The sequence below is a fragment of the Streptomyces sp. NPDC079167 genome (assembly GCF_040686735.1).
GTDB lineage: Bacteria > Actinomycetota > Actinomycetes > Streptomycetales > Streptomycetaceae > Streptomyces.
The window spans coordinates 58,719-80,355 of sequence record NZ_JBFBLO010000003.1 but is presented as its reverse complement, the minus strand read 5'-3'; the positions used below and the strand labels follow the sequence as shown (position 1 = coordinate 80,355).

8 protein-coding genes are annotated in these 21,637 nt (G+C 72.2%); all 8 read left to right on the top strand.

The window, feature by feature from the left end; all coding sequences use genetic code 11:
• The first annotated feature begins 10 nt into the window (after nucleotides 1-10).
• The gene (gene eccB, locus AB0P41_RS08015) at nucleotides 11-1,450 is read left to right on the top strand and encodes a type VII secretion protein EccB (protein ID WP_365930844.1); all 1,440 of its coding nucleotides are present in this window, start codon (nucleotides 11-13) and stop codon (nucleotides 1,448-1,450) included.
• Between the two features lie 173 nt (nucleotides 1,451-1,623).
• Entirely contained in the window at nucleotides 1,624-1,959 is a 336-nt protein-coding gene (locus tag AB0P41_RS08010) for a hypothetical protein (protein ID WP_365930842.1), read from the top strand.
• 52 nt (nucleotides 1,960-2,011) lie between these two features.
• A complete protein-coding gene (locus AB0P41_RS08005; protein ID WP_356709331.1) occupies nucleotides 2,012-2,332 on the top strand; it encodes a WXG100 family type VII secretion target in 321 nt (106 codons plus the stop codon).
• A 95-nt stretch (nucleotides 2,333-2,427) separates the two neighbouring features.
• Nucleotides 2,428-2,883 carry a type VII secretion system-associated protein gene (locus AB0P41_RS08000; protein WP_356709333.1) on the top strand — a complete coding sequence of 152 codons (456 nt, stop codon included), beginning with the start codon at nucleotides 2,428-2,430 and terminating at the stop codon, nucleotides 2,881-2,883.
• Between the two features lie 2 nt (nucleotides 2,884-2,885).
• A complete protein-coding gene (locus AB0P41_RS07995; protein ID WP_365930839.1) occupies nucleotides 2,886-6,314 on the top strand; it encodes an AAWKG family protein in 3,429 nt (1,142 codons plus the stop codon).
• The gene (locus AB0P41_RS07990; protein ID WP_356709337.1) at nucleotides 6,311-6,814 is read left to right on the top strand and encodes a YbaB/EbfC family nucleoid-associated protein; all 504 of its coding nucleotides are present in this window, start codon (nucleotides 6,311-6,313) and stop codon (nucleotides 6,812-6,814) included. Before AB0P41_RS07995 ends, AB0P41_RS07990 begins: the two co-directional genes overlap by 4 nt.
• Nucleotides 6,811-7,176: a hypothetical protein gene (locus tag AB0P41_RS07985; RefSeq protein WP_365930837.1), complete on the top strand. Its 366-nt coding sequence runs from the start codon at nucleotides 6,811-6,813 to the stop codon at nucleotides 7,174-7,176. The genes AB0P41_RS07990 and AB0P41_RS07985 overlap by 4 nt, the downstream gene beginning before the upstream one ends.
• Nucleotides 7,177-21,534 (top strand): lonely Cys domain-containing protein, encoded by a 14,358-nt coding sequence (locus tag AB0P41_RS07980; RefSeq protein WP_365930835.1) that lies wholly within the window; start codon nucleotides 7,177-7,179, stop codon nucleotides 21,532-21,534.
• Nucleotides 21,535-21,637: the final 103 nt, after the last annotated feature.

Below are 21,637 nucleotides of genomic sequence, written 5' to 3'. Positions count from 1 at the left end.
GGGGAGCGCCGTGCAGTCGAAACGCGATCAGGTCCAGGCGCACATGTTCGTCATGGGCCGCCTCACCTCCGGGATGCTCCGGGGCGATCCGGACGCGCCGGAGAGCCCGCAGGGGCGGACCAACCGGGGCATCGCCCTGGGCATCGTCATCGCCGTGCTGCTGTCCGCCGGGGCGTTCGTCTTCGGGCTCCTCAAGCCCGGCACGACGGACTCATGGAAGGAGGCCGGGACCCTGGTGGTCGACAAGGACACCGGCTCCCGCTACCTCTACCTGGCCGGCCGGCTGCGCCCCGTACGCAACTACGCGTCCGCGCGGCTGCTGGCGGGGGCGGAGATGAAGACCACGCAGGTCGGGGGTGCCTCGCTGCGGGACACCCCGCACGGCACCCCGGTGGGCATCGCAGGCGCCCCCGACGTCCTGCCCGCCGCCGGTGACCTGGAGACCGGGGCCTGGCAGGTGTGCTCGGGCAGCACGACCGGTGCGGCGGCCACCACGCTGGCCGTCGGATCGGGCGGCGGCGGACAGGGCCTGCCCGCCGGCCAGGGGCTCCTGGTGAGCGGACCCGACGGCACCGACTACCTGGTGTGGGGAGGCAGCAAGCTCCGGCTGGACCGTGCGGCCGGAGCGTCCGAAGCGCTCGGCTACGCATCCACGCCCCGGCTGCGCGTGTCGGCCGCGTTCCTCAACGCCCTGCCCTCCGGGCCCGGTCTGGAGCCCCCCGAGGTCGCGGGCCGGGGCGGGAAGGGGCCCCTGCTCGGCGGCCGGGAGACCCGGATCGGTGAGGTGTTCCGGATCACCGTCCCGGGCGCGCAGGGGCGCTACCACCTGCTGACCGAGGACGGGCTCGCACCGCTCACGGCGACCGGGGCGGCCCTGGTGCTCGGCGACCCGGAGACGCGGAAGAAGGTGTACGGCGGACGGTCGGCCACCGCCGCCGAGCTGGGATCGGACGCCCTCGCCGACCACCGGGCGCCGGCCGCCGCGGATGCCGGAGGGCTCCCGGACTCTCCGCCCGACGCGGTGTCCCTGGAGGACGGGCGGACCCTCTGCGTGCGGATCCAGGCAGACGGCTCCGGTACGCGCGTGAGCGTGGTGCAGACCCCGCAGGGCGCGCTGGGCACCGCCGCGCAGGCCCCGGCCGAGGGGCTGACCCCGGCCTGTGTGCGGGTCGGCCGGATCACCGTCCGGCCGGGCGGCGGGGCGCTGGTGCACGCGCTCGGAGCCGGTGGCGGGGAGGTGGGCGGCACGGTCTACCTGGTGACGGACACCGGCATGAAGTACCGGATCGGCACGGAGAAGGCGGCCGAGGCGCTCGGCTACACCGCGAGCTCGGCCGAGGGGCTGCCGGCCCCGCTGCTGGCGATGCTGCCGACCGGACCGGACCTGACACCCGAGGCGGCGGCGGCCGGACGCTCTTCGACCACCGCGGCCCGGTGCGATCCGAAATGACGGGATACCGGAAATGAATGGCGTACGGAAAATGAATTCCCGGGGCGGCCGTCGCCAATGGAGTGCGACGGATCGGGGAATTCCCAGCAATTCGTTGCTGCCTCAACTGCCTCTTGTCTACGTTTGGTTGACGCGACACCCCCAGTCGTCGCCAACATCAGGAGGTGCTGTCCATGGCGGGCATGCAGCAGTCGGAAGCACGCGCCACACAGAACGGTGTGACCGCTCTGGAGCAGGCGTTCACCGGAGTACAGCGCAGCCGGCAGGACGTCGAGAACATGAAGTTCAACCTCGCCTCCGGCCTCAAGGGCTCGGACGGCAAGGCCTACCAGGACCTGCTGAAGCAGTGGGACGACCAGGCGGAAATCATCTCGCGCAACGTCCGCGAGATGGTCGACACCCTCAACGAGACGCTCCGGACTCAGGGCATGACCCAGGGGTCGTCCAACGAGGCCATCAACCAGGCCTACAGCCAGTCGCAGTCGGTCTTCGACGCCCTGAAGGGCTGACCCCGCCCCCGGGCCCCCACCTTCCCGTATCCCCCGCGAAACGAGGCCGGACATGAGTGATTTCAGCGACGGTTACATCTATGTCGACTACTCCCATATGCAGAATGCCGCCGATGACATGGTCCAGCAGACCAAGGCGATAGCGAGCATTCTCGTGAACCTGGACGCCGAGCTGCAGGAGCTCAAGAACACCTGGGAGGGCGAGGACCGCCAGGTGTACACGCAGAAGCAGATCGCCTGGAACCAGGCCGTCGACGCGATGAAGGGCCTGCTCGCGAGTCACTCGGCGCTGCTCACCGATGTCTCGGGCAGCTACCAGTACAGCGAGAAGTCCCTGACCCAGCTGTGGGAGGGCGTCCGCGTCGGTCGCTGACCGCCCGGCACAACCCCACGGGCGGCTGCCCCCGGCGCACGCCGTGGCGGCCGCCGCCCGCATGTTCTGTCCCCACGGCACCAGGAGGTATCGGCATGGCGCAGGGCGCGCCCGTGAACCTGGACAAGGCCTGGCTCGAGAACTTCCTCAGCCAGGACGTCCAGGGTTTCTCGGAGGAAATTCGCAAGATCCAGGGCGACGGGACGGACGCCCCCGCGCTGTCCAACCTGCTGCCGGAGGGTGAGCGGCCGGAGGGCACCCTGGCCGGGGCCTCCGTGCCGCTGACGATCGGCGGCATGCTGAAGGACACCCTCACCAACGGGCAGCGCCTCAACAAGGCGGTGGTCGACATGATCACCGAGATCGTCGCGATCCTCGAAGAACAGAAGACCCTCTTCAGCAGCATCGAGGACGGTCTGGAGAGCACGATCGAGGAGCTGTTCAAGACGCAGGGGGCCAATCTGGAGAAGATCGACGGCCAGAAACTGCTGGACATCTTCTCGGACATCGACGACGTCCTCGGCGGGGGCAACGGCGAGGACGACGACTGATCATGGCTGAGGACAACGTCAAGCCGCTCACCTCGGCCAACGATTCCTGGCACCAAGCGGTCATGTTCTTCACCGGATACAAGGCACCCGCGCGCGACACCCTCTTCAAAAGCCTTGAAGGCAACGACGGAATTCCGCAGATGAAGGTGGAGATCAGCAGGCAGAACTCCGTGACGTACGTCGATGTGGAAGATCTCAACTGGATGGTGGAGAACTCCGGCTGGCGCATCGAGAACACGGACTTCGTGATTCCCTTCTACGCGACCAGCGATGACACGGCGTCCACCGGCGACCAGGTCTCGATGTACAAGGCCCGTTTCACCCTGCTCGGCAACAAGAGCAACGACGGCCCTCCGGCCGGCGGTGTGGTGGAGGGCGGCGAGTTCAAGAGCCAGTACGACAACCACCTCGGCCTCTCGGGGGACAAGGCGACCTGGAGCACCCAGGACCTCACGCAGTACAGCTACGGCACGGGCCGGGCGCTGGAGGCGCTGCTGTACGAGGAGGACAAGGGGACGCACGGCTTCGCCTGGAACGGTGTGGACGTGCCGAACGACCAGGCCGTCTCGCTGGCGTCCTTCGACACTGCGGCGGCCTCCTTCGACCGGGTGGCCCAGTTCTTCGCCGCGCGCAGCAAGGCCGTGGAGGAGTGGGAGAGCAGGCTCGGGACCGAGCAGAACGAGGCGTGGCGGGGTCAGGCCGCCGGTGTCTTCTGGAACCTCGTGCACACGCTCGGCAAGCAGTACGCCGGCTACGAGAAGGACATGCGGGCGACGGACACGACCGGGTCCCTCCAGGGCGACGAGATCCGTCAGGCGAAGACGGACTTCCGTAACGCGGTGGTCGAACTGCACCGGAGGTGGATGGACTGGGAACTCTATATGGGGAACCCGTTGCGATGGCTTCATGATCTGCTGAAGGAAATAGCCGATCATGTGTGGCACAACAATATAAAGCAGATCACTTACAAGGTGAACAGTACGGGCGGGCAATATCCGTCCTACTACACCACGTATCACACGACGGGTACATTCGCGCAGGATGCGACCCGTCTGGGTAAGGCTGACGATTTCGGGAATCTGACGGAACTCTCGACGTGGAAGAAGGTCGGGGAAAGGGCCATCGAGAACTGGCAGGCGTCGGTGATCGAGAACCTGGTGGAGCCCGCCGACGAGGCGATCCGTCAGGTGCACAACAGCTGGAGCACCAAGAACTTCGACCTGGGGTCCATCAGGACCAGGGGCGGTGACGACCTCTCGTCCCAGTACGCCGAGGACCAGGCGGCCAAGGACAAGGCGGAGGCGGAGGCCGCGGCGGCCGCGGCCGCGAAGAAGCAGGAAGAGTTCATGCAGTGGCAGAAGGACCAGGCGGCTGCTGCCGCCGCTGCTGCCGCTGTGGCGAAGGCCGAGCAGGAGGCGAAGGAGAAGGCCGCCAAGGCCGAGCAGGACGAGAAGGAAAAGGCGGCCAAGGCGGAGCAGGAGGCGAAGGAGAAGGCCGCCGCGGAGGAACAGGCCCGGCGGGACGCGGAGGCCGAGGCGAAGCAGGCGGAGGCCGAGGCGAAGCAGGCCGCCAAGGAGGCCGAGCAGGAGGCGAAGCAGGAGGAGAAGGAGAAGGAGCAGGAGGCCAAGCAGGCGGAAGCCGAGGCGAAGCAGGCCGCCAAGGAGGCCGAGCAGGAGGCCAAGCAGGCGGAGCAGGAAGCGAAGCAGGAGGCGAAGCAGGCCGAGCAGGAGGCGAAGCAGGAGGAGAAGGAGAAGGAACAGGAGGCCAAGCAGGCCGAACAGGAGAAGAAGCAGGAAGAGGCCCAGGCACGCCAGGAACAGATGCAGCTCCTGCAGATGAACCAGGCGAAGGCCGACCAGGAGCGGGCCAGGAAGGAGCAGGCGGAACAGCAGGCGGAAGCCGAGGCGAAGCAGGCCGCCAAGGAGGCCGAGCAGGAGGCCAAGCAGGCGGAGCAGGAAGCGAAGCAGGAGGCGAAACAGGCCGAACTGGAGGCCAAGCAGGCCGAGAAGGAGAAGGAGGCGGAAGCCGCGCAGGAGGCGGAAGCCGCGCAGGAGGCGGCGCGCCAGGAGCAGGAGCAGAAGCAGGCCGAGCAGGAGCAGCGGCAGCTGGCCCAGGAGAAGGAACGCGAGGAGGCCCAGGCGCAGGCACAGGCCGCCTACGACGAGCAGCGGCAGCAGGTGCTGGGCGGTGGCTCACTCAACCGGGGGTCCCTCGACACCAGTTCCCTCGACGGCGGATCGCTCGCCGGCGGATTGCTCGACGAAGGCTCGCTCAACGGTGGATCGCTCGTCGGAGGCTCGCTCGACGGTGGATCGCTTGACGGAGGCTCGCCCGACGGCGGCTCCCCGGTCGGTGACACGACGGCCCGTGACGCGCTCAGGAGGATCTCGGCCGACGGCGGAGTGATCGGCGGAGGATCGCTCAACGGTGGTTCCCTCGACGGCGGCTCACTGGACGGACCCCTCCTGGGCGACGATCTCGCATCCCCCACCACCATCAGCGGCCCCGTCTATCAGGGCGACGGTCTGCCCGGACCCGACGGCGGCGTCACCCACATGGACGCGGACGGCCGCGTGGTCACCGACTACCCGGACGGCAGCAGCACGATCATCGACCCGGCGTCCCACAGCGCGACGATCACCCGCCCGGACGGCACCTCCATGACGGGCCCCCTCAACATCGGCGACACGCTGCCGAACCCCGACGGGAGCCTGTCCCACCTGGATTCCGAGGGGCGCCTCGTCACGGAGTTCCCCGACGGCAGCACCTCGGTCCTGGACCCGGACACGGGCGCCACGACCTACGAACGGCCCGACGGCACGACGACCTCCGGCTATCTGAACGGCGGCACCGGCAGCTCGCCTTCCGGCTACGACACATCCTCGTACGGCTCCGGCTTCCCCTACGAGGAGGAGCTGTACGACGAGCTGCCCTACGCCTCCCCGTTCGACCGGGCGGCGGCCACCGCGGCCGAGGGGGCCGGCTCCCCACCGATGGTCGGTACCCCCCTGAACACCGGCTCGCTCCCCGGATCCTCGGTCGGCGGCTCCGGAGGGGCCGGGGGCACACCCATGGGAGGCATGCCGATGGGCGGGATGCCGATGGGTGGACAGGGCGGCGGGCAGGGCGGCCAGGGCACATCCGAACGCATCCGCAACGTCATCGACGGAGGCCAGGTCGTCAGCAACCGCAGGAGCAGGGGCGGTGCGGGCATGACGGCGTCGAGCCGGGCGCCCGACGAGGCACCGATCGCCCTCCCGAGGAACGCCACGACCACGAGCGGCATGCCCTTCGTCCCGCCGGCGGGCGGCGGCGCCCCGGCCCGTCCGCAGACGGAGAGCGGCGACCGGGCGAGGGACGCGTGGGTCCAGGAGGAAGAGGACGTCTGGGGTACGGACGAGGGCGGCTCGCCCGCCGTGATCGGCCGATGACCCCGGGGGACCCGCGCGAGCCGATGGACCGGCGCGTGGCGAAGGCGATGGCGGAGCTCCAGGCGGTCGAAGCCGCCGTGGCCCGGGCCGAGGAGGACCTGCGCGGCGCATCGCACACCGTGCGCTCGCGTGACCGCACGGTCGAGGTGACGGTCGGGCCGCAGGGCGAGCTGACAGGGCTGCGGTTCCTGGACGGCCGGTACCGCTCCATGCCGGCGGGGCAGCTCGCCGCCTCGGTGCTGGAGGCCGCTGACCAGGGGCGCGCGGAGATGGCGCACCGGGTGCGGGAGATCTTCGAGCCGCTGACCCGCCCCAGCGGGGTGGCACCGGAGTTCGGCGGTTTCGAGGTCGACTGGGACCGCATCCTCGGGCCCGCGTACGAGAGCCCGGGGGGCGGCGGGGGCCGGCGGTCCGGCGACCGGCTGCGGGACGAGATCCACGACGACTCGGACGACGACGGCCGGACGGGTCCGGGCACACGGAACGGGGGCAGGGCATGAGCGGTCTGTACGAGGCGGACCCGGGCGGACTGCGGCGCAGCATCGAGGAGATGAAGAACCTGCCCGCCCTCGCGAAGAAGATGGGCGAGGACTTCAGGCGCCAGGAGAACGACTACACGGAATGGCCCGGCTGGACGGACGACTTCGCCCGGGACGTGCGTCCGAAGTACGAGGAGAACAACCGGTACTGCACCGACATCACCCAGGGTCTGTACGAGGCGCTGGACGCGCTGGTCTCCGCGACGCTCACCAATCTGGAGAACATCGAGGGCACCCGGACCGACACCACCGAACAGATCCAGGCCCACCAGCGGAAGACGAACGAGGCCCTCGGGGGCGACGGCGGGCAGGGGAAGCGCTGAGTGCAGGAGATCAATTTCCCCGAGGACGTCAGGAAGATGCTCTGGATCCTGCTCGGCGAGATGCCGTTGCAGGCCAGGGAGAACCTGGCGTGGGACAGCCGTGCCCTCTACCTCGACCTGGGGAAGCGGGTCCTCGAACTGCGCGACGCCGTGCGGGAGTCCGTACAGAACGCCGGCCGCGCGCTGCCGGAGGACGTCGCGCGCGGTTACGTCCAGGGGCTGTCCCTGCTGACGGACGACGGGGGCGTCAACCGGCTGGAGGAGCTCGTCGACCAGCTGGACGACATGGCGGACGGCCAGATCGACTACTCGATGAAGATCCAGGAGTCGAAGTGGGAGATCATCGCCGAGATCGTCATGCTCCTGATCGAGCTGGCCTTCCTGGCGGCCATGGCGTTCTTCACCGGCGGCACGTCGATCTCCCAGATGGCGCTGGCGCGGGCCCGCAGCCGGCTCGCGCTGCTCATGATCATCGACCGGCTGCTGCGGATGACCCATATCGCGCCCGCGCTGAGCGAGGCCTTCGCCGAGGCGATCCAGACACTGGCGGTCAAGCTCGCCCAGATCGCGTTCAACCCTCCGGGCCGTAAACCGGACGGCATCGACTGGGGCGATGTCGGCAAGGCCGCGGCGTTCGGTGCCCTCGGGGGGCTCTTCGAGAGTGTCGGCGGGTACTTCTCGAACAAGTTCAAGAACTGGCTCGACACGGGGGGCGACCACTTCGACAACCTGCCCATCGACGTCCCGAAGCCGAACCCGTTCGTGACCAAGGTGCTCAACGACGTCTACGACGTCCCGGCGGTCTTCGTCGTCTCCGGGCTCAGCGAGTCGCTCGCGGAGGTGCTGGTCAACGGACTCTTCGACGGGAACTGGGAGTTCAAGTGGGAGACGTTCGTCGGGTCCGGCACCAGCGGGGTGTTCGGGATGTACGCCGAGTCCGCGGTCGGGGGAGGGGCACTGTGGCTGAACAGCAAGTTCTTCGCCCCGCCGGTGGGCCCGGACTCGCTGAACGACCTGCCGCGCACGGGCGGTGCGGGCGGCGACGGCCCGCCCACGCGAGCGGTGCCGCCGGCCGGCCCCGCACCCGGCACGGTCGGCGGAAGCCCGCTGCCCACGACCGGCACGTCTTCGGCCGTCACACCGCCGCCGACCGCACCGCCGACCACGCTGCCGACCGCGCCGCCGACCACGCCGCCGACCGCGCTGCCCCCGGTCGTCACGCCACCGCCGGTCCTGTCCCCGCCCGTCACGGTGGCCCCCGCGGGCCCGGCCACGTCCCCCGGACCGTCGTCCACGCCCGGCCCGCCGGTGTCGGACGGCGTACGGGGCGACGTGCCGGACACGGTCCGGACCGGCGGCGGGGTTCCGGGGCCGGCCTCGGGCCTCCCGCTTCCCCCGCCCGGGACGGTGCTGCCGCCTCTCGTGCCGACGCCCGTACAGACGGCCGGGACGGCGAACCCCACGACGGAGACCACGCCGGACTTCACGCCGGACCACACGGCGGACCTTCCGTCGGACCCCACGGCGGACCAGGCGTCGGTTCTGCCGACCGACCTCACCTCCGACCTCACAACGGATCTCACGTCCGGCCCCGCGGCGGACCGCCACCGGGCGGGCGAGGGCGCGGCACCGGCGTCCGGCCACCGGCCGTCGGGATCGGGGGCCGCCCCCGCGCCGCACCTGCCCGCCTCGTCCTCGCCGACGGCCCCGCAGGCGCCCCAGCCGTCGTCAGCCGCACGGGGCGGAGCTGGCACGGGCCAGCCGGGACCGGCCGAGGAAGTGGACGCGGACACCACCGACGACGCGGGGACGTCGCCCGCCGCAGCGCCGCCGACGGTGACGCACACGCCCACCGCCGACCTGCCGCACACGCCGACAGCCGCGTCGGACACCTCACCCGCCGCCACTCCTCCGGGCGCGATGCCTGTGAGCAGCCCGTCGCCGGTGCCCACCACCTCGGCCGCAGGCGCGCCGGTGCCCACCACCTCGGCCGCAGGCGCGCCGGTGCCCACCACCTCGGCCGGGGGTGCGCCCACGTCCTCCCACCCGCAGTCCGCCCCGCCCTCCCCCGCCTCGGCGGCCACCCCTTCCCCCTCGGCGCCCGGTACGCGGTCCGCCGCGGACCGTCAGGAGCTGCCGGGCGAGCCGGGCCCGGAGGACCCGGTGTCACCGGAGCGCCGTCCCGAGGTGGTCGGGGCGCCCGGTCCCGTGCCGGGGACCACCGGCCCGGGGCCGGGTCCGGGGACCACCGGCCCGGGGTCGCCGGAATGGGAAGCGGCGCGTGCCGGGGCGGAGCCGGTGACCCGCTCGCACACCTGGGTCGACCCGGTGTCGGCGCCCCCCGACCCGCAACGGCCGGGACAGACGACGCAGTTCGCGGTGAGGTCGAAGTTCGACGTACGCCGCTTCGAAGCCGGCGGCGACCATGTCACCGACCTCACCGTCCATGTCGGCACCGCCTCCCCGGAGGGGATGCCCGACGACGTCTGGGACAAGGTGCTGAGTGGTGTCGAGACCGCGCTCAACGCCCCGGGGCACCGGCTGCCGAACGGTGACCTCCTGCATGTGACCGTGGAGCGCGTCGGGAGCGACCCGCACCCCAACGGGCTCAACGTCGTCTTCGTCGGCCGTGACCAGCAGATGACCCGCTCCGCCTGGTGGGCGGACGCGGACCCCGTCGACTACGCGCACGAGATCACGCACATGCTCGGCCTCCGCGACGAGTCCCGGCACACGGCCGCCCCGCACCGCCCGGACGTCGAAGGCAGCCTCCTCGGCGACTACACGCGGCCCGCGCCCGAAGGACTCGCCCAGGGCGGCCTGCGCAGTCGCCACCTCCAGCTGATCAGCAGGCTCATCGGGGACGTCACCCCCACCCCCGCCACCACTCCCGCCCCCGCACCCGCAACCGCCCCGGCGACCGCGACCGGGGCCACCCCGCAGCCTGCCCGCCGCCCGGTCACGACCAGCGGTGACCCCGGCGCCGAGCCGTACGCGCCCGTGCTCCCCCGCACCCGGCCCCCCGTGCTGGAACGGGACCGGCCCCGGCCGCTCGGCGGGCGGCGGGACCGGGCCGACTTCGGCAACGGTTCCCGGATGCCCGCCTACATCGACGACGTGCAGGAACTCCTCCGGGACGCACCCCCGGAGATCCTCCTCGACATGGTCTCCGGCGGCATGACCTTCGGGCACAGCGACGTCCTCCTGCGCGGTACCGGAAAGGCGCTGGCCGAGATCGGCCGGGTGCTGTCGGCAGCGTCCGACACCGTGCGCCCGGCGCGGCCGAAGAAGGGCCGGGCGACCGGTGCGAGCCTGATGGACGACGTCACGTACGCCTTCACCCACGAGCCCAAGACCCTGGCCGGGGAGGGACGCGTCTTCCCGTACACGGCGCAGGACGGCAGTGTGCGGAAGCTGGGGATCGTCGCGCGCCACTACGGCGACTGGGAGCAGTTCGACGACACCTACGGCAGCCCCGTCAAGGTGGACGGGATGCACCGTTCGGTCTTCACCGCCGGGCAGAGCAAGACCATGCAGTCGGCGACCCAGTTCGCGCTCGGCGGGCCCATCGGACCTGTCGGTACAGCCGCCTTCAGCGGCTTCGGGCGGCTCGGCCTGCGGCTCGGTTTCACCGACCGGGTGGGATACGGGCAGACCGAGCAGGGGACGAGCCAGACGGAGACCCGCGCGCTCGACGGATCGCGGGTGTATCTGGACCACGTCTACTACGACCTCCAGGTCACCGATGCGGACGGCCGGACCGTGACCGACCCCGGGCCCGCCGTCTTCGGGTTCGCGATGCGCGACGGGCTGTCCGTACGGCTGCCGGACAGCGTGACGAGTACGACCGCGTCCTTCGGGCGCATCCCCCGCTCCATGGAGCTCAGCCGGCAGTCGGCCTACCGGTTGGTCCGGACGGAGGGCTTCGGCCCCGTCTCCCGGATGCGGGACTGGGCGGCCCAGGAGATCGGGGTGGCGCCGGACAGCACCGCCTACGGTGAACTGAACTCCTTCTTCTCCTCGTTGAGTTTCCAGCGGCAGAGCCCGGCACTGTCGAGGGGCCGGGTCACCACCGTGCCGCTGTTCGCCGACGACAAGGCCCGAACACCGCTGGGCGTGTTCGTCGTCGATGTGGTGCCGGGCCGGGCGACGCTGATCACGGAGACGCCCGACGCGGAGATGCGCGACATCAACACCGTGGCCGTGCGCAACGACCGGAGTGTCCAGAAGACGGCGGCGCTCGGCATCGACGGCGTCGCGGGACCGGCCTTCAACTTCTTCGACCTGGGGAACGGCACCCTCAATCTCCGTCTCCAGTTCGGTGGGGCGTTCCGCTACCTCTTCTCCGCGTCGCGCACCGCCGGCCTCGGCGGATCCGGGGCGATCAAGACGGCCGGCCAGGTCAAGGGTGACGCCACGGGTCTCTACCTGGTCCGCAAGACGGTGTACGTCCAGCGCAGCGGCAGTGGCACCCGGCCGCAGCGGTTCCACACCTGGAGCGTGGACCGGATGACGCGTACGGAGGCGAGACGGCTGGCCGGCTGGGACGACGGCCTGCGACGCGCGCTGCGGGCGGGAACGCCCGAGCCGTTCGCCCCCGCGTACCTGGCCCGGGACCGGCCGCCCACCCTGGGCATGCACCGGGTGGAGGAGTTCGCCTTCAGCGACGGTACGAAGACCGGGCCGGCCGGTGTCACGGGACAGGAGCGGACCCTCCTGGACACCTTCGCCGACGAGGTGCTGACGGCGCTCGCGGCTGCGTATCCAGGGATGGTCGCGCGGCTCGACCAGCTGGCGCCGCCGGAGCACAGGACCTGGCGGGAGCGGGCGCACGCCCTGCTGGACCGGCCCGACCCGACCGCCGTCGCGTCCCCCACGCCGACGACGCGGTGGAGGAACGACGACGAGTACCGCACGGCTCTCGCCAACACGCTGGAGGTCCTCAGCGCCCTGTCGCACCGGAGCATGGCGGGGAACCTGGAGGCGCTGACCACCACCGGCATCCGGATCCGTTTCAACGAGCCGGGCAGGATCGGGCAGGGCCACCGCTACATCTGGCTGCGCGGAGAGCTGACCAACCGCCGCTTCGAGGGCGTACAGGACGACTTCAAGCTGCGCTATAGCTCGATCGGTGTGGAGCGGGTGGACGGCCAGAAGAGCGCCAAGCGCATCGGGGAAGCGGGCGTCGAAGGGCTGCTCGCCTTCCGTGACCCCATGACCGACGACATCGGTGCCCCGAACAACTCCGGCGGGCCGAGCGCCGGTGTGCGCTGGGGGTGGCAGAACGACGAGGAGACCAGCTTCGGCGCGACGGCCACGTACGAGCCGATGACGGTGAGCGCCGGGCCGTCGCACCTCTACCGCTACGACCTCTCGCTCACCGTGGACCGCGGCGGGTACTGGCGGTTCCGCGGCCTACTGCGCGGGGCGGCGACGCTGGGGCTGCTCGGCACCCAGCCGTTCGTCTTCAGCCGGCCGCAGGACCTGCTCATCGGTACGGGCCCCGGTGGGCGCCGGGTCGGCGGCGGTCCCTTGGCCGCGCAGGTGCTCATCAGCATCCCCGGCACGCACGCGCCCGCGGTTGACCCGCACCGCTACGGCGCCGCCAACCCCTACACGAGCGTCGCCCTCCAGCCGGTGCGCACCCTGCGCCCCGACCGGGCACGGGCCCTGGCCCTCGGCGACCTGTCCCGGCCGGGCAGCCTGGTGCGCGCCACCGATCTGGTGGGGGACGCTGGCCCGGTGACAGCGGACGGCCGGGGCTCGCAGATGTTCCGGGACCTGCAGAACCATCCGTTCCTGACCATCGACGTCGTCCCGTCACCGGCGCTCGTCTCGGCCCTGGGACAGACCATGACCTCCGGGTCGGGCGGTGCGTGGCAGCTCACCGAGGAAGGGGCACCGACGCGCGAGGCCGTGCTCCGTGCCTTCCAGCCCCAGTACCTGACGGCCAACTTCGACCAGAGCTCCGGGCCGCTGGGCTGGAGTGCTTCGGGGCTGATGGGCAAGGGCCCGTACGCCACCCTGTGGGCCACCTTCCGGCACCTGACGGCGGTGAACGGCATCCAGGCCCTCACCGGGTCGGTGCCGATGGACACGGAGATGGTGCTCGGCGGCACAGGGCAGACGGCGGGGAAGCTCACGAAGACCCGCACCTTCTTCGTCGGCGGGCAGCTCGTCTACGCACGCTCCCACGCGGCCGGGCCCGGCCTGCTCGGCACGTACGGCCTGGTGGCCAGCCCCTGGTCGACGGCCGACCAGTCGAGCAGGACCGTGACCCGTGCCTTCGTCCACGACATGAACCGCAAGGGCTTCGGCCACCAGGTGCTCGTGTCGGGTACCGCCGAGCACTGGCTGGCCCTGACGTCCAGCCTGCTGAACTCCGGCGCCGCAGGCCGGCCGCTGGTGCCCGACTGGATCGCCGCGGCGGCCGGCCGGATGACGACCGTGCCCGGCGGCTGGCTGGCCCATGTCCCGGAGAAGAGCGCCCACCTGGTGGGGCTGATCGACGACGGCATGGGCGAGGTGCCGCGCTACACCGAGCACGGCTGGTCCCCGCAGCCATGGCTGCGGAACGAGGCCTTCGGCACGTACGCCGTCAACGCGCTGGACCCGACCGCGGCGCTTGCCGCGTTCGAACAGCAGGTGGCCGCGTTCGGTCTTGACGACGCCGGCCGGGAACGCGTCCGGACCCTGGTCTCGTCCCGGGTCATGCGGTCCCTGGACAAGGAGTCGACGGGCAGCGGCTCCTCCGTCCCGGCCCGCACCGGCGCGTGGGGCTGGCACAGCGTCCGCATCGGCAAGCGTCAGATCCGGATCAGGGTCCAGCTCGAACCGGGCACGCCGACGTTCGAGATGCTGGACCACAGCGTGGAGATGGAGGAGAACCGGCGGGCCATCGAGACGGTCACCGAGGGCGCCGAGTCCACGAAGGGCGCCGACTTCGGCTACCTCGTGGGGGAGGCCGTCCACACGGAGAACACCACCGGGGCCGTGGCGGGGGGCCCCACCTTCACGGAGACCGGCTCCGGCCGTAAATCCAGCGGCGAGAGCCGGACGGAATCCACCCTGACCGTGTTCCGGGCCGCCTCGACGGAACCGTACGCGGAGATAGCGACGCCCTACACGCTGCGGATCACCCTGGAGGCCGACGACCCGGCGCCGGGGCAACGGGGGTCCGTGCGGAGAGGGTTCGACCGGTTCCGGGGCAAGCAGGTCATCAGCGTGGCGCGCCCCGCCGGGGCCCTGCGCGAGCACGTGCCGCTGAGCCTGATGGCCCCCGACGCCGGCCCGGACACCGAGGGCGCCGATCTGCTGCCGCCCCCGGACCTGACGGGGCTCGCCGCACCACGGCAGGGCCTCTCGCCGTACGTACTGGGCCCCGACACCCTGCACGGTGACGGCACCCTGAAGCCGTTCCGGTTCCCCGCCACCGGTTTCGACGTACGCCGGATCGTCGGCCTCGCGGACATCCAGGTGGCGAACACCTACGCGCTGGCCCTGTCGTACGACGCGGGGTTCTCCATGGAAGGACCCGATGCCGCGCGCAGGGCCAGGGACACCGGGCTGACCCGGCTGGGCACCGGCTCGGCCCAGGCGCTGGAGGACGGTTCCGGCAACGCCGCTCTCACGGCGTACTACCACCGTGCGGTGACGCCGCAGGGTTACGGCATCCCCGGGCTGACCGAGAAGAACATCGCCGCCACCGAGAGCGCGCAGCTGGAGCTGTACGCCAAGCCCGACTTCAGCCGGGCCCGGCTGCTGACCGTCGCCGACGGCAAGAAGATGGAGATGCTCCGGCGGACCGGGGCCGGCGCGGCGGCGTCCGTCGGCCGGGAGAACGTCCAGGACTCCGCGCTCGGTGCGGGCGTCCTGATCAGCTCCGACAAGACCGGCCTGCACCAGATGGGCGGTTCGGGCACCGGGCCGTACGCCGCCGAGGGCGACGCGCTGCCCACCTCGGCGGACCAGCTGACCTCCATCAACACGAAACCCAAGACGGGGCGGGTGTTCCTGTTCGCCGTCCCCACCTCGTGGCTGAGCGTCGCCGATGTGCAGCGGGGCATCAAGGACACCCGCCTCGGGCGTTTCGTCGGCGGCACCTTCGGGCGTACCAGACCCGGCATGAAGGCGGTGGGCTCGGAGGCGTACGCCCTGACCTGGGTCAGGGACGACGTCGCCCGGGAACTCGGACTGATCGACGACACGAACTTCCCTGCCCGGGTAGGTGCCGCGTGGGACGCCGTCGGCAAGGCGAGCAAGGCCTGGGTCGACGCCGACAAGGCGTACTGGAAGAAGCGCCGCCCGGCGATCGGCCTCAAGGAGGAGCGGGACGCCGCGCGGGTCGTCCTCGACGACGCGCGGACGGCCGCCGGGGCGGCGGACCGCCGCCTGACAGCGGCGAACCTCGCCGCCGTGGCTCCCCGCGACGCCCTCGCGACGGCGCGGGCGCGGCTGGACGCGGAACGCGACCGGATACGGGACGTCCGGGCGGCGATCGAGGCCGACACGGAGTCGGCAGGTGAGGCCGCGCACGACGGCTGGGCGGAGCTGATGCGCGAGCAGATCGCGCGGGCCCGCGCGGAGCTGGCGGCAGCCGAGGCGCAACTCCCGCTTTTGGAAGCCCGGGTGGCCTCTTCGAGTGGCCCCGCCGAGGCGGCCGCGCGCGCGGTGACCGGGGCGGAGGAAGCGGTGGCCGCGGCTGCCCTGCGGGTCCGGTCGGCCACCCGGCGGCACGACGCGGCCGTCACCGCTTTCGGCAACCGGCGGGCCCTGCTCGACACGCTGAGGACGACGGCCCAGGACGCGGCGGCCGAGTACCACCGGGTGCGGGCGGCGACGGACCAGCTCACCCGGTGGCACCAGGAAGCGGCCACCGTCGAGGGCCGGGAGCGGCTGGCGGGAAGGGCGGAACCCCCGGCGGTCACCTACCGGAAGCCCGCGGCGGAGCCGCCGCCGCCGGCACCGCCCGCGCCCCCGGCGTACACGAGGACCGGCAGCGGCCCGGACGCCCGGCTGACCTCGCCCGACCGGGTCACGTACGCCCTTCACGACGTACCGGCGGACGGGGACGCCTTCCTGCACGCCCTGGTGGAGGGGCTGAGCAGGAGTGCGCCGCACCTGCTCACCGACCAGGGCGTGGACCTGGGAGACCGGCGGGCGGCGGCCGACGCGGTGCTGCGGATGCTCGCCGCCCGGCTCATGGACCCGTCGGACGCGGACCTGCTCGACGCCGTCGCTCCGGACGTCACGGACACCTTCAGCGACACCGAGGCCGCCGGGGCGGGGCTGCGGGGGGCCGCGGGACCGCTGGCGGCGGACACCCCCGGCGGCCGCGAGTTCGACGGTCTGGGAGGGCTGATCCCGCACTCCGTGACCCCCGGCCGGGCGGCCCGGGCAGCGCTGGCCGTCGCCCAGCTGATGCGCCCGGGGAACACGGCGGGCGAGGCGGGCTGGGACCACGGGGCGGCCGATCTGCTGCCGGTGCTGGCCGCCCGGACGTTCGGCGTGGACATCACTGTCGTGGACGAAGCGGGGCGCTTCCAGGACTTCGGGCCGGGACCGTCCGACCCCACGGGCCACCTGGCGGGCTCCCTGGGAGCGCTGCCCGTCGGCCCTCGGCCGCGCGTTGTGCTGAGCCTGGCCGACCGCCATTACCAACTCGCGGTGCCGGCGGAAGGAAAGCCGGAGCCGGGGCCGGAGCCTGAGCTGAAGCCGGGTCCGAAGCCCGATCCGGAACCCAAGCCGGATCCGGGGCCGAAGCCGGAACCCAAGCCTGAGTCGAAGCCCGCACCCAAGCCGGAGCCGAAGCCGGAACCCAAGCCGAAGCCGGAGCCGAAGCCGGAACCCAAGCCGAAGCCGAAGCCGGAACCCAAGCCTGAGCCCGAACCCAAGCCTGAGCCCTCGCCCTATCCCGGCCAGACCCCGCCCGGCGCGGCCAGAGGGCGGCCCGTGCGGGTCCCGGGCACCGGGGAGTGCCTGTTCTTCTCGTTCATGGCGAGCGACCCCGGACACGTACGCAGCCGGCTGCCCGGCCTGGCCGAGTCCCACCCCGACGCGGACGCCTGGCTCGACGACGCCCACGCCGTACGCGGGGAACTGAGCAGCCGGGCCGTGGTCCGGTCCACGACGGGGTACTACCCGGGCGGTCCGGAGACCGCCGTCGTCGGCGCCATGCGCAAGGCCGTCGAGGCATATGTGGCCGGGAGCGGAGGCCGCCTGCCCCGGTCCGTCATCGGGCAGCTGCGCCTGTCGACGGTGGAGGAGTTCGGGTCCCGGATCGCGCGACTGCACCGGGCCGGACTCGTCTCGCTGCTCGCCCACCACGGGGTGGACGCGGACACCCTGGTCGACCGCTCGGAGGCGGGCCTGCGCACGGAGCTGGCCGTCCTGTACCCGACGAGCGCGGCACCTCTGGACGATGCGGAGATGCACGCGGTCCTGGACGCCGTCTCGCACTGGGAGGACCGTTACATCACCGACGTGGGCGAGATCTTCCTGCCTCTGCTCGCCCACACCTTCGAGGCCCGGGTCGAGGTGGCGTGGAACGGCCGGCTGGCCGATACCCGCCGGGCGGGCCCGAGCGATGCGTCCCGGGTGATCGAGGTGCACTACAACGGTGTCGACCACTACGACGGCAGCGGTGCGGAACCGCATGACCTGCTCGTCTTCGGCGACAGTGTGGCTCCCAAGCGTGTCAAGCCCGAGGAGCGGGACACGGCGGGCGACGTACGGGTGAACCCCCTGTGGGTCCCGCTGGACGAGATCGACCCCGGTCTGCTGGTCACGGCCAACCCGGACGCGGTGTGGATCTACACGGTGACCGGGGACGGGCGGGTCCTGCTGGGCAGCGAGCAGCCGAGCACGATCGTCACGCCGGAGCAGTTCGACGCGCTGCTCGCGGGCATGCGGCGGGTGACCCCGGACCTGACGGCGGACGAGCTGCGGAAGGACCTGGACGGCCTCGGGCACACGGGCATCGCCGCGCGGTTCGGGGAGTCGGGCCGGTCGGAACCCGGGATGAGCCGGGTCTCCGGCGAGTTCCTGTGGAGCCGGGAACTGAAGCGGTGGACGGTGAACGACAAGTCGGGCCGCTACATGAGCGAATCCGTCCGCCCCGGCCTCGACCCGGACGTCGCGGCGGGCTGGCTGCGGGAGGTGGCGCGGCTCTTCTCGGAACGGCTGGGCGTGCGGGTCGTGCCCGAACAGGTCAAGACCGCGACCGCCGCCCCCACACAGCCTCCGGCCCCACCCGCCGTGGTGCCGCTGAAGGGCATGGTGTCGCTCGCGGAACTCGACGCGATCGGGGTGACGCTGTCGCTGGCACAGTCCACGCAGGCGGCGATGCTCGGTGACCGACTGCCCGTCGACGAACTGGTTCTGACACCGGAGCAGCACCGGCTCATCCGGGTCCAGCGAGGCGAGCCCGACACCATGGCGCCCACACAGCTGCTGCTCGACTCCCCGGAGCCCACGTCCCCGGAGAGCAGCGTCGACTCCCTCGACATGATCATGGACTGGGAGGACGGCGACGGAGAAGACAGCGTGGACGCAGAGCCGGACCACCACCAGATCCTGGAGGACCTCTACGGTCCCGGCATCGACACGGCGGCGCTGTACCCGGTGCTGCGCGAGACCCTGACACGGCTGGACACCCTGCGCCGGGCCACGGCCGGATCCCCGCTGAGTGACGGCCCGTTCGACCTGGACACCGTGACCCGGTACGTCCTCGGGCTGGGCGAGCAGGCCCCCGTGACCCAGGTGCAGCGGGGCGAGCTGTTCCGGGTCGCACTCGACGAGACCGTGGAGGGGGCCACGAGCCTCGCCGGCCTGGCCGCCTTCCGTCTCGTGCTGGACGGGGTGTTCTCCGTCGCCCGCACCCTGCCCCGGACCGGTGGCAGCCGGGGGAGGAACTGGACAGGCGACAGGATCAGGAACCTGGACACCGCCCAGACGGTCGGAGCGGCCCAGCAGCCTTACGGGGAGCCCCCGCTCGGTGACGCCGATCCGGCGCCGTACGTCGTCCTGGCCGCCGAGGGCGGTCATGACCACGTCGTCGTGCTGGACGGCGAGGGCACGCCGCACCGCGTGCCCACCGAGGTGTTCGCCGAACTGCTCGCCCTGGACCCGGTGCTGGCGGGTCTCCCCGCCGACGTCCCCGTGGTCCTGCTGGTCCCGGAGGCGGGTGCGCGGGGCCTGGCCCTGCCGCGCGCGGTCGCCGACCGCACCGGCCGCACGACCTGGTCCACCAGCGGCCGTCTGCGGTTCACCCCGCAGACGGAGGGTGGCCCGGCCGTCGTCTCACCGGAGCACCGTCCCGGTGAGACGGCGGGGACCTGGAGCGTCAGCGAACCGGGCGAGGTGCTGGGGCCGGACAACCTGCGGGACGCGCCCGCCTGGGAGAGCGAGGTCGTGTCGTACACCCAGGTCGCGGAAGGCCGGTCGATCGGACGCTTCGTGTTCCATCCCGCCGAGGCAGCCCGCTTCGAGGGGCTGATGCGGCGGATGCCGGCGGCGACGGAGCTCTGGCATCAGGATCCGGTGACGGGCGTCCTGACCAAGGACCCCGACCCGGTGCCCTGGGCGGGCAGGCCGGCCTACTTCTTTGCCGTACACGGGTTTCCGGGGATGACGGACATGGCGCTGGAGGACGGCACGAGCCACATCGTGCGGTCCACCGCGACCGGTGCCTTTCTCAAGCGGCGGCCGAGCGTGGCACGGCTCTCCGACGACCACGTGATCGTGATGGACGAGTGCTGGCACGCGACCGCGGGCGGCCCGGACTTCGTCAACGGGGACGCCCCGCTGATCCCCTTCGTCGCCGACCCCCTGGCGACCGTCAGCGACGCCCAGCACACGGCCAACGAGACCGGCCGCACGGTGTTCGCCTCCACCAGGCCGAGCGGCATCCAGCGTCTGAGCGCGGAGCAGGGCGGTGGATACGTCCGGATCCTGAGCACCGATCCCCGGGGCAGGCGGGGGCGGTGGCTGGAATTCCGGCCCGAGCCGTCCGGTGCCGCGCTCGACGAGGTGGCCCGTCTCGCCGGTCTCCACCAGGGCGACGGGCCGGCTTCGCCCGCCGTCCGGGACGCGACCCTGCGGCTGGTGCGCGCCCTGCGGACGGTCCTGGGGGCGGACGTGGAGCAGGACGCCGACTACCCCCGCCTGCTCGCCGGCATCGGCGCCCTGGAGACGATGCGCGGGAGAGATGCATGGCTGGCCGGCGCCACGCCGTTCACCATGGACCTGCTGGACCACGCCGTACGGGAGATCCGTGGGACCCTTCCCGACGGTCCGCCGGACGGCACCGCCCTCGACGCCGAGGACTACCGCGCCGCCCTGCTGCACACCGCCACGGCACCCGGCACCGATGCCCCCCTCACCGCGTTCGTGCCGCTGCCCGTGCTCGTGGACGCGGCCCAGCGGCTGGGCGGCTTCGACGGGCCCGGCGCCCTCGACGCCGAGGCCGCACGCGTACTGCGGCTGCCGGACGGCGCCGGGGTGGGGCCGTCCCAACGCGCCCGGCTGTTCTGGGCGACCGCGGCGGCGCTCGCCTGGGAGCGCCGGAACCCCGACCCGGACAGCGAGGGCGCGCGGATCCTTCATCTGGAGCGGCCCGATCCGGCGCGCCGCGGTGAAGTCATCGATCTGGTGGCGCGGGCGGCGGCAGCAGGACGGGACCTGGACAGCCCGGCGGCCCTGGGGGCGTTCCACCTGGAGGTGCTCGGAGCCCTCGCACCGGAGACCCGGCTGCTCGGCGCGGACGGCACCACGGCGGGACGCACCTGGTTCCCGAGCGCGCGGACGCCGGGGCCGCTGAACACGGGTGTCCTCGTCACCGCGGTGCCCAAACCGGGCGGCGGACACCAGCCGGGCGGTGTGGAGCCCGCGCCGTGGAAGGCCCCCGGCGGCCCCGACCCGTACGTCATCTGGGCCCCCGGGAACTCCGGCCACCTCCTGATGTCCCTGCCCGGCAGCCCCGTCCTGCGGGTGCCGTACGACGAGGTCGGCGAGCTGCTGTCCCGCGACCGGGAACTGGTGGGCAAGCCCCTCCGGACCGATCTGGTCCTGGCCGTGCGGGAGGCCGGAGCCGCCGACGGGCCCGACCCACGGGTCGTCGTCGGCGCGCTGACCGGCAGGGGCGTGTGGACCACCACCGACAAGGTGTTCCTGACCGGTAACGCCGCGCCGGGCTCTCCGTACGTGGTCGTCACCCTCAGGGACCCGTCGGCCCAGGGCGGGTCGTCGGCCGCGGGGGCCTGGTCCCGTGCCCGGCCCGGGGACGACTCCGCGACGGTGCCGCCCACGGGGGAGCAGCCCGGTCGCCTGCTGCCGTCCCTGACGGGGCCCGGGGCCTGACGGGCCGTCGAGTCGTCTTCTGTTCACCCACTCTTCATGGAGGAACTCCCCCGCCAACCCCGTCAGTTGATGCCGTCTGGATGGGCTGGGGCGGGAGTTGTCA

Bases quoted from the DNA above. Each gene is read 5' to 3' on its own strand.
- AB0P41_RS08010 (WP_365930842.1), top strand. From the start codon at position 1,624: ATGGCGGGCATGCAGCAGTCGGAAGCACGCGCCACACAGAACGGTGTG.
- AB0P41_RS08005 (WP_356709331.1), top strand. From the start codon at position 2,012: ATGAGTGATTTCAGCGACGGTTACATCTATGTCGACTACTCCCATATG.
- AB0P41_RS08000 (WP_356709333.1), top strand. From the start codon at position 2,428: ATGGCGCAGGGCGCGCCCGTGAACCTGGACAAGGCCTGGCTCGAGAAC.
- AB0P41_RS07995 (WP_365930839.1), top strand. From the start codon at position 2,886: ATGGCTGAGGACAACGTCAAGCCGCTCACCTCGGCCAACGATTCCTGG.
- AB0P41_RS07990 (WP_356709337.1), top strand. From the start codon at position 6,311: ATGACCCCGGGGGACCCGCGCGAGCCGATGGACCGGCGCGTGGCGAAG.
- AB0P41_RS07985 (WP_365930837.1), top strand. From the start codon at position 6,811: ATGAGCGGTCTGTACGAGGCGGACCCGGGCGGACTGCGGCGCAGCATC.